At 70.5% G+C, this 14,304-nt stretch carries 17 protein-coding genes and 1 pseudogene; 9 read left to right on the forward strand and 9 right to left on the reverse strand.

What is annotated here, in order from left to right; all coding sequences use genetic code 11:
• Positions 1 to 47: 47 nt before the first annotated feature.
• The 5 genes from DEJ50_RS04835 to DEJ50_RS04855 all read right to left on the reverse strand — a co-directional run bounded on the left by DEJ50_RS04835 (position 48) and on the right by DEJ50_RS04855 (position 3,012).
• Positions 48 to 1,556: a DUF4246 domain-containing protein gene (locus tag DEJ50_RS04835; protein ID WP_150206254.1), complete on the reverse strand. Its 1,509-nt coding sequence runs from the start codon at positions 1,554 to 1,556 to the stop codon at positions 48 to 50.
• Between the two features lie 99 nt (positions 1,557 to 1,655).
• On the reverse strand, positions 1,656 to 1,988 hold the full coding sequence (locus tag DEJ50_RS04840) for a DUF6766 family protein (RefSeq protein WP_317852523.1): 333 nt from the start codon (positions 1,986 to 1,988) through the stop codon (positions 1,656 to 1,658).
• An 82-nt stretch (positions 1,989 to 2,070) separates the two neighbouring features.
• Positions 2,071 to 2,286 (reverse strand): hypothetical protein, encoded by a 216-nt coding sequence (locus DEJ50_RS04845; RefSeq protein WP_150206256.1) that lies wholly within the window; start codon positions 2,284 to 2,286, stop codon positions 2,071 to 2,073.
• A 6-nt stretch (positions 2,287 to 2,292) separates the two neighbouring features.
• The gene (locus DEJ50_RS04850) at positions 2,293 to 2,568 is read right to left on the reverse strand and encodes an isoamylase early set domain-containing protein (RefSeq protein WP_150206258.1); all 276 of its coding nucleotides are present in this window, start codon (positions 2,566 to 2,568) and stop codon (positions 2,293 to 2,295) included.
• Between the two features lie 180 nt (positions 2,569 to 2,748).
• Complete coding sequence (locus tag DEJ50_RS04855; RefSeq protein ID WP_150206260.1) at positions 2,749 to 3,012, reverse strand: plasmid stabilization protein; 264 nt, start codon at positions 3,010 to 3,012, stop codon at positions 2,749 to 2,751.
• A gap of 142 nt (positions 3,013 to 3,154) precedes the next feature.
• Here DEJ50_RS04855 and DEJ50_RS04860 point away from each other — a divergent pair.
• The 3 genes and pseudogenes from DEJ50_RS04860 (at position 3,155) to DEJ50_RS04870 (ending at position 5,126) form a co-directional block, all read left to right on the forward strand.
• Positions 3,155 to 3,689, forward strand: a pseudogene (locus DEJ50_RS04860) (flavodoxin family protein).
• Between the two features lie 183 nt (positions 3,690 to 3,872).
• Positions 3,873 to 4,433: a hemerythrin domain-containing protein gene (locus tag DEJ50_RS04865; protein ID WP_150206262.1), complete on the forward strand. Its 561-nt coding sequence runs from the start codon at positions 3,873 to 3,875 to the stop codon at positions 4,431 to 4,433.
• Between the two features lie 189 nt (positions 4,434 to 4,622).
• Positions 4,623 to 5,126 carry a hypothetical protein gene (locus DEJ50_RS04870; protein ID WP_150206264.1) on the forward strand — a complete coding sequence of 168 codons (504 nt, stop codon included), beginning with the start codon at positions 4,623 to 4,625 and terminating at the stop codon, positions 5,124 to 5,126.
• 51 nt (positions 5,127 to 5,177) lie between these two features.
• On the opposite strand, the gene DEJ50_RS04875 is transcribed toward DEJ50_RS04870, so the two are convergent.
• Complete coding sequence (locus DEJ50_RS04875) at positions 5,178 to 7,412, reverse strand: catalase (protein WP_150206265.1); 2,235 nt, start codon at positions 7,410 to 7,412, stop codon at positions 5,178 to 5,180.
• Between the two features lie 288 nt (positions 7,413 to 7,700).
• Between DEJ50_RS04875 and DEJ50_RS04880 the strand changes: the two genes are divergently transcribed.
• From DEJ50_RS04880 to DEJ50_RS04890, 3 genes are read left to right on the forward strand one after another with little or no spacing between them, the layout of a single operon-like run.
• Entirely contained in the window at positions 7,701 to 8,354 is a 654-nt protein-coding gene (locus tag DEJ50_RS04880; protein ID WP_150211912.1) for a HemK2/MTQ2 family protein methyltransferase, read from the forward strand.
• Positions 8,338 to 8,664, forward strand: a complete 327-nt coding sequence (locus DEJ50_RS04885) for a CDGSH iron-sulfur domain-containing protein (protein ID WP_150206267.1) — start codon at positions 8,338 to 8,340, stop codon at positions 8,662 to 8,664. The genes DEJ50_RS04880 and DEJ50_RS04885 overlap by 17 nt, the downstream gene beginning before the upstream one ends.
• Complete coding sequence (locus tag DEJ50_RS04890) at positions 8,661 to 9,701, forward strand: iron-containing redox enzyme family protein (RefSeq protein WP_150206269.1); 1,041 nt, start codon at positions 8,661 to 8,663, stop codon at positions 9,699 to 9,701. The genes DEJ50_RS04885 and DEJ50_RS04890 overlap by 4 nt, the downstream gene beginning before the upstream one ends.
• Positions 9,702 to 9,726: 25 nt before the next feature.
• On the opposite strand, the gene DEJ50_RS04895 is transcribed toward DEJ50_RS04890, so the two are convergent.
• The 3 genes from DEJ50_RS04895 to DEJ50_RS04905 form a co-directional block, all read right to left on the reverse strand.
• Positions 9,727 to 10,170, reverse strand: a complete 444-nt coding sequence (locus DEJ50_RS04895) for a DUF2267 domain-containing protein (RefSeq protein ID WP_150206270.1) — start codon at positions 10,168 to 10,170, stop codon at positions 9,727 to 9,729.
• 62 nt (positions 10,171 to 10,232) lie between these two features.
• Positions 10,233 to 10,628, reverse strand: coding sequence for a DUF2267 domain-containing protein (locus DEJ50_RS04900; protein ID WP_150206272.1), 396 nt, complete (start codon positions 10,626 to 10,628; stop codon positions 10,233 to 10,235).
• A gap of 115 nt (positions 10,629 to 10,743) precedes the next feature.
• Positions 10,744 to 11,178, reverse strand: coding sequence for an Hsp20/alpha crystallin family protein (locus tag DEJ50_RS04905; RefSeq protein WP_150206273.1), 435 nt, complete (start codon positions 11,176 to 11,178; stop codon positions 10,744 to 10,746).
• Positions 11,179 to 11,303: 125 nt separating this feature from the next.
• Here DEJ50_RS04905 and DEJ50_RS04910 point away from each other — a divergent pair, with 125 nt between their 5' ends.
• The 3 genes from DEJ50_RS04910 to DEJ50_RS04920 all read left to right on the forward strand — a co-directional run bounded on the left by DEJ50_RS04910 (position 11,304) and on the right by DEJ50_RS04920 (position 14,254).
• Positions 11,304 to 11,960, forward strand: coding sequence for an HSP18 transcriptional regulator (locus tag DEJ50_RS04910; RefSeq protein WP_150206275.1), 657 nt, complete (start codon positions 11,304 to 11,306; stop codon positions 11,958 to 11,960).
• 417 nt (positions 11,961 to 12,377) lie between these two features.
• Positions 12,378 to 13,154, forward strand: coding sequence for a hypothetical protein (locus DEJ50_RS04915; protein ID WP_150206276.1), 777 nt, complete (start codon positions 12,378 to 12,380; stop codon positions 13,152 to 13,154).
• Between the two features lie 152 nt (positions 13,155 to 13,306).
• Positions 13,307 to 14,254, forward strand: coding sequence for a hypothetical protein (locus tag DEJ50_RS04920; protein ID WP_223837601.1), 948 nt, complete (start codon positions 13,307 to 13,309; stop codon positions 14,252 to 14,254).
• Positions 14,255 to 14,304 lie beyond the last annotated feature (50 nt).

Here is a 14,304-nt window from a genome sequence, read left to right on the forward strand (position 1 = left end):
GTCAACTCGACCGCGGAACCCAGGAGTTGGCGCGAACCGTCAGAGGTTCAGTGCTCGCAGAGGGAGAACTCCCGTTCGTAGAGCTGCTCGTTGTGTTCGTCGACGAAGAACTTGCGCTCCTGCATGAGGAGTTCGCGGTACTCCTTGGCCTGTTCCAGCGTCATGGTGGAGGTGTCCGACCATGGCTGCTGCGGTGCCACATCGGCCGTCGAGACGATCGTTTCCGCCGGGTCGACCAGGAAGAACGCGAGAATCTTGCGATGTCCCGGGCGGGTGGGATCCATGAGCCGGAATGCGTCGACGCGGTGCTGCAGGACGTTCGGGAACGCCAGGCAGCGGCCCGCCGGGGTCGGCACCGATCCGAGCACCTGGTTCAGCGCGTCCTCGTCGTCCAGGCCGTAGACCTCGCGCACACCGTTGTCGTCGTTCTGTTCGTAGTCCGGGTCGTCGAGTGCCGCCCGGAAACCCAGCCGGCTTTCGGTGATGTTCTCGCTGTCCCAGTAGTAGAGGGCGGTCGAGACGATCCGCTCGTTCAGCATCCCCTCGACATGCCAGGAACCGCCCGCGTACTCGGGCTTCTCCGGGGTGAGGTGCACGGTGGCGAGCTTGACGATGACCTGAAGTCGGCGGCCTCGCAGGTCGACTCGGGCGGATTCACCGGGCGCCTCGGGCGGGGTGAAGACCGGGGCGTCCGGGATGACCGGGCGGCGGTTCTCCCACCAGTCGTCCAGGGCCACTTCCCATGCCCGGACGGCTTCTGCGTAGGCCGCGGCGTCGCCGTGGGCGGACTTGTCCGGGTACTCCGGCTTCGAGTCGTACCAACCGTAGGGGTCGGCCTCGATCCGCAGGGGCCGCGGATGGCGCAGATCGGTGAGCACGTTCTCCAGCAGCGGGCGCAGCCGCGCGAACACCTCCGGCAGGACGGAGGCCAGTTCGCGATGGGTGTCGGGGTGGAGGTTGTTCACGTACGAACGGAAGGCGACGTCGCCGTCCTCACTGACGTCGACGTCCGTGGGCAGCCACTGGAACCTCTCCGAGAACTCGTACTTCGAGTAGTGGTTCGTCGGGTTCCGCCAAGCCCGCTCGGGTGCCCCGCTCACCTCTCTCACCAGGCAGAACAGCGAGGGATGAACAAGATCCAGCACCTGGCCGCCGGAACCGGGATGCCAGTCGCGGTCCGCTTCGGGGACATCCTCCAGAACCCGGACCGCCTCGCGCAGCCGGGATCCGAGCCGGTCGTCGACCAGGGTGTCCGACTGCCACACCCCGTCGACGGCGGACACCTCGATACCGGTCCGCTCGTCCCGCAGCGCGGCGTAGTGCCCGAGTTCGGCGATCACATAGCGAACCTGCGCTTCGGTGAGGCCCTGGGCCATCGCTTCCTGCGTCCACCGGGCGACGATGCCGGCATCCTTCATCTTCTCGAACCACCCGGGCTTCGCCCGAATGTGCGAGCTGCACTGCATCATCTGGAGTTCCCGCAGTGTTCGGGGGGTCGCGAACGGTATGGAACGGGACGTGTGAAAGGGCAGCGGGAAGGCAGACGGGCCGGTCAAGTCTCTCGGTCCTCCGAGTCGGTGTGCGGTGGCCGGAAGGATAACGCGGCGCACCGACACCGCAGCCGTGGCCCCCCGCCGGGTGGTGGGGAGGGCTCGTCAGCCTTCCACGCCGGTGGTGGTGTGGGCGGCGCCGACCGGCTTGGACTCCGGGGAGCCGCGCTGGACGAGGTAGACGGTGCCGAAGACGTAGAGGAAGAACTGGAGGAACTCCGACTGCCAGTTCTCGGTGACGTCGACGGCGAAGTCCGAGGACGTCAGGTATGCGCCGAAGCCGAGCGGCTGGAGGCCTTCGACCGTCATCTCTTCGTTGAACTCGGCGTGCCCGGCGATGGCCTGGCAGACGAGCACCACCAGGAAGGCGATGCCGAAGGCGAGGGTCAGGCTGTTCTCCCGCCAGAACCCTCTGCGCGGTTCGCGGCTGTCGTTCATCGCCGGAGCACCCCGATGGTGATGAAGTATCCGAGGCCGCCGAGGATGACCACCAGGGTGGTGACGAACAGGAACCGCATTCTCACGCCCCCTTGATGAGACAGTCGTAGGGCCGGCCGGGCCGCGGTGTGCAGCCGGCGGCCACGACCTTCCAGCCGGCGGTGAACAGCGACAGGAACAGGGTGTCGCCCGCCATCCTCACGATCGCCTGCCGCCCGTACGCCTCGGCTTCCCGGATCCCGAACGCCACCGCGACCGCCAGGAGCAGCGCGATCGCGCCCCTGCGGGCGGCGCTCACTCCTCGTCAGGTGTTGACGCGGCTGTTGGTGCCGTCGTGGCCATCGGCCTGGTCGTCGTCGAACCAGTGGTCACCGGCCGCGAGGTAGCGGAAGGAGTGGCCGCTGTGCGCGGGCAGGACGACCGTGGCCGCGCGCATGCCGTCGCCGCGCACCTGGAGCGGGTGCGCGGCGGGGTTCCAGTGGTTGAAGTCGCCCACGACGCTGACCGGACCGTCGGGGATGTGGGCGGGAAGGACGAAGGTGACCTGTGTACGGCCCTTGAGCTGTTTGCGTTCGAGCATCGGGGAGCACTCCTGAGGGATGGGGGCCGGCAGAGGCCCAAGCACCCTCGCACGGTGCTCTCCGCCGCCGCCCGGCACGCGCCGCCGCCCAGCATCACCGTCACCCGCCTGGATGCCGACGAAGGCCCTTCCCGGACGGCAGCTGGATGGGCCGAGCGCCGGCGTCCGCCCTGCCCGGAGTCAGTGGCCCAGCGCGTTCTTCAGTTGCTGCTTGGTCATGGTCGAGCGGCCCTCGATGCCGCGCTTCTTCGCCTCCTGGTAGAGCTCGTCCTTGGTCCGCTCGGATGAGCCGCCGCCGGACTTCCCGCCGGATCGTGCGCGTTCCTTGTTCACGGCGCGGGCGGCCATTTCCTTGGCGCGGGACTCGGACATCCCGCGCTTCTCGCCGGATTCCTTGATGTGTTCGTACTGGCGCTCGCGCTTGGGGCCGGATCCTCTGGGCATGATGAATCCCCTTCCTCCACGAATGTGTACAAGGCCATCGTGTGCGCCTCCAGAGGCGCCCGCATCCGGGTGCGGGCCCGTACGCCCTGCGGGCGGGGATGAAGGGCCGGATACGGCCTGACCATCGGAGTAGCCGAACCACATGGACACCACGACCGAAACCACTCCGCTGCGCGCCGTCGCGCTGGTCTGCACGCTTTCGCCGTCGCCGAAGCGGTCCAGCTCGCAGCTGTTGGCCGAGCAGGCCACGGCCTGGCCGGAGATCCGCGACACGATCATGGGCTGCGACATCCTGGTCCTGTCCACGCCCATCTGGCTGGGCCATCCCTCCAGCCTCGCCCAGCGCGTTCTGGAACGTCTCGACGCCGAGCTCGGCGAGAGCGACGACGAGGGGCGCATGCTCACCTACGGCAAGGCCGCGGCCGTGTGTGTGGTCGGCAACGAGGACGGCGCCCACCACGTCAGCGCCGAGCTCTTCCAGGCCCTGAACGACGTCGGCTTCTCCCTGGCCCCGAACGCCGTCACCTACTGGGTCGGCGAGGCCATGCAGGGCACCGACTACCAGGACCTCGACAAGACCCCCCGACAAGACCGCGGCCACGACCAGGACCCTGGCCGCGAACACCGCGCACCTGGCGCGCCGCCTCAAGGGCTCCCCGTACCTGTCCTCCACGTGATTCCCGTGAACCTGCCGGAAGGAGGCCGCGAGGCCCTGCCCCGCGCGCCGTCCCGGCCCGGGCCACTTCCTCCTCCGAGCGGGTGAGACTCCCGGTGCGGCCGGGCGCCTCAGGGGCGGGCGGGGAACCGATCGGGGCAGGCCCGAGCGGCCCCACCACCCCACGAGGACGCATGGAGGACACCTGGGACACGGCGGCAACGTGATCGACGAGCTGATGGCCGACCACCGGGAGGTGGAGGAGATGTTCGCCCGGCTCCAGGCCATGACCGGCGGCGGGCAGGAGCTCCGCGACCTCATCGACGAGATCACCATCGAGCTGGTGCGGCACTCGGTCGCCGAGGAGCAGTACCTCTACCCTGCGGTCCGCGAGCACGTCCAGGGCGGCGGGCCCATGGCGGACAAGGAGATCGAGGATCACGGCCGCATCGAGAAGATGCTCAAGCGGCTGGAGAAGACGGATACCGACGACGCGCACATGAGCCCGCTCCTCCAGCAGCTCATGGACGAGGTCGCCGCCCACGTCCAGGACGAGGAGAGCAACCTCTTCCCGATGCTGATCCGGGCCTGTACCCCGCAGCAGCTGGACGGGCTCGGTGACAAGATCCGCCGTGCCAAGGCCATGGCGCCGACCCGGCCGCACCCGGCCGCTCCGAGCAGCCCCACGGCCAGCAAGCTCCTCGCGCCGGGCGCCGGTCTGGTGGACCGGGCACGCGACTTCGTGACCGGCCGCGGCAGGTCCTGAGCCGCCGAGGGCGGCGGGCACGCAGGTACCTCCGGGCCCGCCGCCCTGGACGGACGGTGACGTGCGTCATGCCGCCCGCCCGTGGCTTCCGGCTACGCTGGTCGGCCACGAGCGGAGCGGCGCAGCTTCGCGCCGCAGCCCGCGGACCCGGCCAAGGGTCGGGGCGAGCAAGCCCCCGAGGAAGCCGCTGTGTCCGCCGATCTCGCCCCCCTCATAGCCGCCGGCACCCGCTGGCTGCTGGCCGCCTTCCCTCCCGCCCCCGGCGCCTTCAGCCGAGCCCTGGCGGAGGCCCAGGCCCGGCAGGCTGTCACCCTCGCCGCCGCCCTGCGCTACCCGACGCCCCTCGACGCTCAGCTCCTGCACCTCCTCGGCCCCGGCGGAAGCGCCCGGCTGGACTGGCTGACCGGCGCCGATCACAGCCCCGACGCCGCCGCCGACTGGCGGACCTGGGTGGACGAAACCGTCGTCAGCTGGGCCGCGTGCCTCCTCGCGGCCCCCGCCCTCGCCGCCGACGCCCACCGCCTCGTCGACCGCGGCCAGGCCGGCGAGCTCACCCGCCTCACCAGCCCCGGCGACCACGAACACGACGCCGCACCCCTGCTGCGCCACCCCGACCTGCTGGAACCGGTCGCCGCCCTGCACCGGGCACTGCTGTTGGACCTGCTGGAAAACGAGAACGCCGCTCTGGGATAGGGCCCCGCCCTGCCACGGCCGGTTCTCCCGCGCAGCCACCGGGGCGCCGGCTCAGAGCGCGGGCGGGAACCGGTCCCAGGCGCGGTGGCGGGCCAAGGCCGCCACCGTCTCCGCCACGGCCGCCGCGGCGTCCTCGCTCACGATGAGGCCGGGACCGTCCGGGGCGATACCGGCGGCGTCGAGGAGCTCCGGGATGCCGTTCCAGCCGCCGACGGCCTTGCCGTGCCGGTACGCCTCGGTGAGCAGCAGCAGAACACGTGGGTCGGGATCCTCCGCGGCGCCCGTGCCGGCCTTGGCGTCCCGAGCGCCGTGGGCGTCGGCTGCCCGTGCCGGCGCCCCGGCGAACAGCAGGGCGTCGAATTCGACGGACCGGGCGGTGGCGAAGGTCCGCTGGACCGCGATGGGATCGGCGGCCCCGCCGAGGGTGCCGCCTGCCGGGGCGATGACGAGCGCCGCCATGCCGGCGTCGAGGACGGCCTGCCGGGCGGCTCGTACGCCGTCCAGGTCGGCCGTCTCGTCGGCGACGATGCCGAGCACGCGGCCGTCCGTCGGCCAGGTGCCGCCCAGCTGTGACAGTGCCGGGCTGGCGTCGGCCGCCACGAGCGGAACCGTTGCTCCGGGAGTCGGCAGGCCGAGGCCCGCGGCGACCTGCTCGCACAGCTGCGGGTCGATGTTCGCCAGCACCTTGAGGGTGCGTTCCTTGACGGCCTGCTCGTAGCACTTGTTCAGCTCGAAGGTGTAGGCGGCGATGATGTGGTCGCGCTCCGGCGGGGTCATGCTCAGCCAGAAGAGCCGTGGCTGTGTGAAGTGGTCCGAGAAGGAGGCGGGCGCCTCGCGGACCTTGGCCGCCTCCGGCAGCTTGACCGGCGCCTCGATGAAGGCACCGTCCTCGGCGCCGGCCAGGAAGGGACAGCCGCCGTCGAGGCTGTTGGGGCGGTACGGAGCCACGCCCGTGTGCACGGCGGTCTGGTGCATGCCGTCGCGGAGCATGTCGTTGACGGGAGCGTGCGGCCGGTTGACGGGGATCTGCCCGAAGTTCGGCCCGCCCAGCCTGCTGATCTGGGTGTCGAGGTAGGAGAACAACCGCCCGGCGAGCAGCGGGTCGTCCGTGACGTCGATACCGGGAACCAGATGCCCGGGGTGGAAGGCGACCTGCTCGGTCTCCGCGAAGTAGTTCTTGGTGTTGGCGTTCAGGGTCATCAGGCCGATCGGCTGAACGGGCGAGAGCTCCTCGGGCACGATCTTGGTGGGGTCGAGGAGGTCGATCCCCTCGAAGGTCTGCTCCGGGGTGTCGGGAAAGACCTGGATGCCCAGTTCCCACTGCGGGCAGGCGCCCGCTTCGATGGCGTCGTAGAGGTCCCGCCGGTGGAAGTCGGGGTCCATCCCGCAGAGGAGCTGGGCCTCCTCCCAGACCAGGGAGTGCACGCCCAGCTTCGGCTTCCAGTGGAACTTCGCCAGCGCGGTCTCCCCGGCCGCGTTGACCAGGCGGAAGGTGTGGACCCCGAAGCCCTCCATCATGCGGTAGGAGCGGGGGATGCCTCGGTCGGACATGTTCCACAGGGTGTGGTGGGTGGCCTCGGTGTGCAGGGAGACGAAGTCCCAGAAGGTGTCGTGCGCGCTCTGCGCCTGCGGGACCTCCCGGTCCGGGTGCGGTTTGCCCGCGTGGATGATGTCGGGGAACTTCACGGCGTCCTGAATGAAGAAGACCGGGATGTTGTTCCCGACCAGGTCGTACGTGCCTTCGTCCGTATAGAACTTGGTCGCGAACCCGCGGGTGTCGCGCACCGTGTCCGCCGAACCGCGGGAGCCGAGCACCGTGGAGAAGCGGACGAAGACCGGCGTCTCCACGTCCTTCGCGAGGAACGCGGCCTTGCAGACCTCACCGGCGGTGCCGTAGCCCCGGAAGACACCATGGGCGGCGGCGCCCCGGGCGTGCACCACCCGCTCCGGGATCCGTTCGTGGTCGAAGTGCATGATCTTCTCGCGCAGGTGATGGTCCTGGATCAGGACGGGGCCGCGCGCTCCGGCCTTCAGGGAGTGGTCCGTGTCGTACGGCCGCGCCCCCTGGGCCGTGGTCAGGTACGCGCCGCTCTGCGCCCTGCGGGCCTGGTCCGCCCCGGTGGCCTGCCCGGTCGGGCTCACCGTCTCGGGACCGGTCTGGTCGGGCTTGGGCGGGAGCGGCTGCTCCGGGTGCATGGGTTCGGCCACGGACGGAGACACCGGCCCCGGCCTGCCCGGCAGGCCGTCGCCCGGCTCGCGGGGCGCGTCGGAGTGCTTGCTGGCCATGATGTCTCCTCCTCGGCCGGAAACGGAGCCCGTGTGGTCCTCACCCGCAGGGCTCTCGGCATCTGCACCCGGGCGCCTACCCGCTGCTCCGTGATGAACCCTCCCGCAACGCTCCGGCCGCGGGGCAGAAACGGAACCCCGGAAGCGTGTTGTGCAAGCGTGTTGTGCAAAGGAGGAGATCGCGGGTAGGAGCAGCCCATGACCTCCCATGCGCAGAGCCCTGCCGGCCGGGCCCGACGCGGGTTCTGGCAGACGCCCGACGGCACCGCCCCGACGCACACCGACCCCATGCCGCGGCTCATCGCCCTTCCCGGCGTGTACCGCCCCCAGGCCGACACCCTGCTGCTCGCCGGCGCCCTCGCCCGCGAGCCCCTGAGCCCGGGCACCGAAGTCATCGAGATCGGCACGGGTACCGGGGCACTCGCCCTGTCCGCCGCGGCCAGGGGCGCCAAGGTCACCGCGGTCGACATCGCGTGGCCCGCCGTGCTGGCCGCCCGGCTGAACGGATGGCGCCGGCGTCTGAGGCTGCGCATCCTCCACGGCGACTTCGCCGCCCGGAGCCGGGGCCGGCGCTTCGACCTGGTCCTCGCCAACCCGCCCTACGTACCGAGCCCCGACGCCCGGCTGCCCACCCGCGGGAACCGGCGCGCCTGGGACGCAGGCAGGGACGGGCGGGCCGTCATCGACCGGATCTGCGCAGCCGCCCCCGCTCTGCTGCACCCCGGTGGGGTCCTCCTGCTGGTCCACTCGGGGATGTGCGGGGCGCAGAAGACCCTTGAGCTCCTGTCCCGGCAGGGGATGTCCGCGGAGGTCACGGAACGGGTCTGGGTGCCGTGGGGGCCGGTGCTGCGCTCACGCAGGGGCTGGCTGCAGGAGCAGGGCCTGGCGGAGGACGGCGACAACCGGGAGGAGCTGGTGATCGTCCGTGCCCAGTACGTCTGACAACACCTCGCACCCCGGCCGTGTCCCGCACGCGCCGGCCGGGCCGGACCCTCGCGTCCGGCTCCCCCGCCGGGTGGCCGTGGACCGCTCCGGGCCCGCGGACGGTTGCGGCCCGGTCCTGGTCGAGGGCCCGGTCGAGATCGTCCTCGACGACGGGACGACCGCCCGGTCGGACCGGTTCATGGTCGCCGTGTGCACCTGCCGCCGCAGCCGTACGTACCCCTGGTGCGACACCAGCCACCGCCCCCGCGAGCGCGCGACACCACCCCCCGAAGACGGGGAGGACAGGGAGGCCAGGAACGAACCATGACCGCATCCGCCGATACCTTCATCCGGGTCCCCGCAGCCGGGCCCGCGCACGCTCCCGTACTGGTCGAAGGGCGCGGGCCCCTGTCCCGGGCCGTGGTGGACGCCCTGCGCAGCGGCCGGCCTCCCGCCCACACCTCCGCGGCCCTCCGGGCCGACCCGTGGGGTGAGGACCTCCAGCTCGCCCTCTACCTGCTCTACGAACTGCACTACCGCGGTTTCGCGGGCGTGGACGAGGCCCTGGAATGGGATCCGGAGCTGCTGCGGCTGCGCCGCGCCCTGGAGGACCGCTTCGGCCACGCGCTCCGGACGGCCGCCGCGGGTTCCCCCGAGACCGTGGCGGAGGCGTTCGGCCCCCTCCTCGTCGAACCGGTGGACCTGAGCAGCAGCCTGAGCCACTTCCTGGAGACCGAGGGCGAGCTGTGGCAGCTGCGCGAGTACGCAGCCCTGCGCTCCCTGTACCACCTGAAGGAGGCCGACCCGCACGCCTGGGTGATCCCGCGGCTCCGCGGCCGGGCGAAGGCGGCCATGGTCGCCATCGAGTACGACGAGTTCGGCGCCGGGAACGCCGAGCGGATCCATGCCCGCCTCTTCGCCGAACTCATGGGCGATCTCGGCCTGGACCCCGCGTACGGCCGCTATCTGGACCAGGCCCCGGCGCCCCTGCTCGCCACCGTCAATCTGATGTCCCTCCTGGGACTCCACCGGGCCTTGCGCGGGGCGCTGGTCGGGCACTTCGCGTGCGTGGAGGTCACCTCGTCGCCCGGTTCGCGGCGGCTGGCGAAGGCCATGCGCAGGTGCGGTGCGGGCCCGCGGGCCGAGCACTTCTACGCCGAGCACGTGGAGGCCGACGCCGTCCACGAGCAGGTCGTACGGCACGAGGTCATCGGCGGGCTCCTCGCCGATGAGCCGGCTCTGGAGGCGGACGTCGCGTTCGGCTGCGCCGCGACCCTGTTCCTGGAGGACCGCCTGGCCGCGTACCTCCGGCACAAGTGGAACCAGGGGCGCTCGGCCCTGCGCACGCCCCTGGACCGGCCATAGGCGACCGTCTCCCGGCGGCAGCGGATCAGGCGGCGGGCTGGGGCCGGCGCAGTTCGGCCCGGCCGAAGAGGAGGGCGTATCCGGTGGGGAGCTGGTGGAGGATGCGGGCGAGGAGGTCGGGGCCGGCGAGGCGGGTGACGACGGCGAGTACGGCGCCGGTGTCCCAGCGGGCGATGGCCGGGCTGGTGTCGTTGCGGGCGGCCAGGTCCTTGACGAAGCCCCAGCCGGTGAGCTGTTCGGTTTCGGGGATCTGGGCGGTCAGGACCAGGGCGGCTTCGACGGGCAGGCACTGTGCGAGGTCGACGCGTTCGTCGCCGACGAGTTGCCGGCCGAGGGCGGCGAGGACGGTACGGACGGCTTCCTCGGCGCCTTCGCGGGTGGGGTAGGCGCCTTCGTAGTGCACGCGTTCCAGCATCTGCTCGAACGTCATGGCGGGTGCGGCCGGGTTCGGTCGAGGCTGGTCGTACATGGTGCTGCGGTTGCCTTTCTCGTCGGGGGTTCGGTTTCCCGGCGGTGCCGCCGGTCGGTCGGTCAGGTGGGCTGGGGGTGGCCGAAGAGGAGGTCATAGCCGGGCGGGAGCTGGAGCAGGACCTCGTGCATGAGGGCGTCGCCTGCTGCTGCGGCCACGGTGGAGAGGACCGCGCCGATGTCCCACAGGGCCGTCTGCTCGGTGGCTCCTTCGATCCAGGCGGCGGTCGCGCGGACGAAGCGCTCCGGGGAGAGCGGTTCGGCGGCCTGCAGGGGGTTGAGGAGGATCAGGGCGTAGGTCTCGGGGAGGCGGGCGGCGAGCTCGGCCCGCACGGTGCCGACCAGGTGTGCGCCCAGCAGGGCCAGGACGACGCGGGCCGCTCGTTCGGCTTCTTCCCGGGTCTGGTACTCGCCGCGTTCCCGGACCTGGTCCAGAAACGCGTCCCTGCGCATCGGCATGTCACGTCACCTCCGGGGAGGGAGCGAGGAAAGGGGCGCGGAGGAAAAGGGCGCGGAGGACGGGGTGCCGGAGGGGGATCGAACTCCCCGTCCTCCGCCGCCGGCGACGGCCCGTTCAGCCGGAGATCTGCTTGCGGTCGGACGAGCCGCCGATGCTGATCTTCCGCGGCTTGGCGCGTTCGGCGATCGGGATCCGCAGGGTGAGGACACCGGCTTCGTACTCGGCTTCGATGTGCTCGGTGTCGAGGGTGTCGGCGAGCATGATCTGGCGGGAGAAGACGCCCAGGGGCCGCTCGGAGAGCTCCATCTGCACGCCGCCGGTCTTCTCCGCGGGCCGGCGCTCGGCCTTCACGGTCAGCATGTTCCGCTCGACGTCGATGTCGATGGCCTCGGTGCTGACGCCGGGGAGGTCGAAGGCGATCACGTACACGTCGCCCTGGCGGTAGGCGTCCATCGGCATCACGGACGGCTTCGACCATGTGCCGGACGCTCCGGAGAGCTGCTGAACGATCCGGTCCATCTCGCGGAACGGGTCGGTGCGCATCAACATCGCGAAACACCTCCAGTTGGTTCAGGCAGAAACTGCCAATGCGCTTCAACGTGCTCCCGTTGTAACATGTCATCGAAACGATGACAAGCAGGATGTCACCTAGAGGATGACACGAGGAGACTGTCGTGAACGAGTCCGCAGAGCCGACCCCGCCCGTCACGTTTCTTGCCGCCGCCGCGGCGCTGGAGACCATCAACCAAGCCGTCAAAGAGGCGCAGCAACCCTCCACGGGAACGCCTTCAGCAGCGCCAGACACCGGCCCGCACCCGGCCCTGGCCGCACTGCTGATGCTGCGCGAGGTCCGCGAACAGCTCGCCGGCTGGGAATCCGGCCTGATCGAAACCGCCCGCGGCCAGGGCGCCAGCTGGGCCGAACTCGCCGCCCCGCTCGGAGTCGCCAGCCGCCAGGCCGCCGAGCGCCGCTACCTGCGACTGCGCCCCGGCAAGGCCGGAAGCACCGGCGAAGAACGGGTCCAGGCCACCCGCGACACCCGCGCCGCCGAACGCACCGTGACCGCCTGGGCCCGCGACAACGCCGCCGACCTGCGCCGCCTCGCCGGCCAGATCACCGCCCTCACCGGCCTCCCGACCAGCGCGCAGGACGCCATCGGCGACCTCAACCTGGCCCTCGCCGACAATGACGCCGCCCGGCTCGTCGGCCCCCTGAGCGACACCCGGGCCCACCTGAGGCCCGAGCACGCCGAGCTCGCCGACCGCATCGACGCCCTCACCAGCCACACCCACCGGCTCCGCCAGGACACCCACGACCAGCGCAGTACGTGATGCACCGACAACAACGACCCGTACGAGGGGCGGTCCTGACGATCCGTTCACCGGACGCACGAAAGGCCGTTCTCCCATGGATGAGAGAACGGCCTCCGACCTGCGTTTCCGCGTGGTCGGGACGACAGGATTTGAACCTGCGACCCCTTGACCCCCAGATCGATGGGTCGGAGGAAATTTCGCAACATATGCCTCAATCTGGGGGCGCACAGCGTGCACATACGTACCTGCCGTGCTCCCACCGACGTGGGCGCTGGTCCCCAACTGGTCCCCAAGGGGCGCCACTCGGCCCTCGGGCCCGCCCCCCGTCACGGACGGCGCCCGGGTGCTTGTCGTTGCCGGTCTTCTGCACGGCGAGGCTCTGGGTTTCGCCAGCCCGGTGCTGCTGGTCCATGGGTGGTGGCAGGATGCTCGGTCATGGCAACGAGAGATGGCAGCGATGAGGCGTATGTCGTTGGGTTGTGCGAGCGGATCCTCGGGGAGAACGCCCTGACGCAGCACAGGTTCGACTGGCTGCTCGGAGATCCAGGATCAGGCGGCCGACGAGTCCAACTGCCGGTCGACGCCTACTGGCCGGGCCATCAGCTGGTGATCGAGTACCGCGAACTTCAGCACGACCAGCCGATGCCCCACTTTGACAAGCCGAATCGCCTCACCGTCAGCGGTGTCCACCGCGGCGAGCAGCGCGCACTGTACGACGCCCGGCGCGATGAACAGATCCCCGCGCACGGGCTGCGCCTGGTCCTCATCCGCCCCGCCGACCTCAATTCGGACGGCCGCGGACGACTGCGCCGCAACGAAGCGGCCGACCTGGCGGCACTGAAGAAGATCCTGGCCCGCACCAGTGACGAGGACCGGGTCACCGACACCTTCCGCACATGGCTACTGGCCCAAGGCTGGACACCCGTCGATCCCACGGACCGGTGGACCGACCTGGAAGCCGTACGCGGCTGGGAACGGCTGATCTGCGAGGCCAAGGGCCGCACCAGCGAGAAAGGCATCGACGCCGACATCGCCTATGGCCAACTGCTGCGCCGCATGACGAGCCAGGACCCGCACACGCGCTACGCCCTCGTCGTGCCGTCGTCCTCCCTCAAGGCCGCCGCACGCGTCCCGGCCCACGTCCGACAGCTCCTGCGCATCGACGTCTACGAGGTGACGGATGACGACCGGGTGTGCCGGCTGACCGACTGATCGGTGCCGGGTACCGCGTCGCCTTCGGCTTCACCACCACCATGTCCTCCGAAGCCCACGCTCCGTGCACTGCCGCCTCGTTGCACGAACCGGACACCAGGCGTTGCGGCGCGGAATTGCCGTCCAGGCCAGTGAAGTCGAGATCCGCCGGCGTGCTGGAGATCGCACCCCGCCTGCCCTGCCTGAATGCGAGAATGCGGCTCTTGGCCGGAGAGTGCATTGGCTCGAAGTGGGGCACAAGCACCGACAAATCGGGGGTCGCCATGACGTTGGCCTTGTGTCCACTGTGCAGCGACGATGACGACATCGTGGTGGTCCGCACGTTCGACGGCGGACGTCGGCTCGTAAAACACCGGTGCGGTTATGAATGGGAGCACAAGGAGCCCACCTCCCCGCAGAGGGACCCGCTCCGCTCCTTCCAAGACCTCAAGGCCCGTTTCCCGAACGCCGACGATGTCGATCGCGAGCAGTTGGAGGTCGTGACCCGGCTGAAGGAGCAGTACCTCGCTGTCAAACCGGACCTCGACCCCGCCGTGGCGGCCTACTGGTCGAAGTACCAGCAGGTCTTCTCCGCGGACGGGCTGTGGACCTGCGACCCCAGAACCCTCAAGGACTTCGCCAACTCCGAGGTCGGAGCCCGCCCCGGCAATCAGGCCACCTTCAACTCCGCATGGAACGACATGGGCGACGCCGCGGCTGGGAAGGCGACCCGCCAGACGATCGAGTACCTCCTGCACGGACCTTCCGACGTGCCGCTCGAAGACCGGCTTGAGCACCTGCTGTCCGGCACCAAGCCGTTCGCCATGACCGGCTTCAAGGAAGCCCTCCTCACGAGGGTCCTCTGCGTGACGTACCCCGACCGCTTCCTGACGATCCTGAAATACACGACCGAGGCCGGCGGCAAACGCGAGATCGCGCGGATGGTCTACGGCCTGGAGCTGCCGTCCCCCGAGTCGGTGAACTGGACCCGCGGCCGGCTCATCCTGTGGAGCAACGACCTCCTTCTCGACCTCGCCGGCGAGGGCTTCGCCAACCGACAGCACGCCGCCGCGTTCCTGTGGTGGGCCAAAGATCAGCCCGGAGGGCGACGGGCAGCTTGACCAGGGTTCCGTCGACCTTGGCCACGCACGGCCTCCCCTGGCCACCTTCC

The sequence above is a fragment of the Streptomyces venezuelae genome (assembly GCF_008642295.1).
Lineage (GTDB): Bacteria > Actinomycetota > Actinomycetes > Streptomycetales > Streptomycetaceae > Streptomyces > Streptomyces venezuelae_C.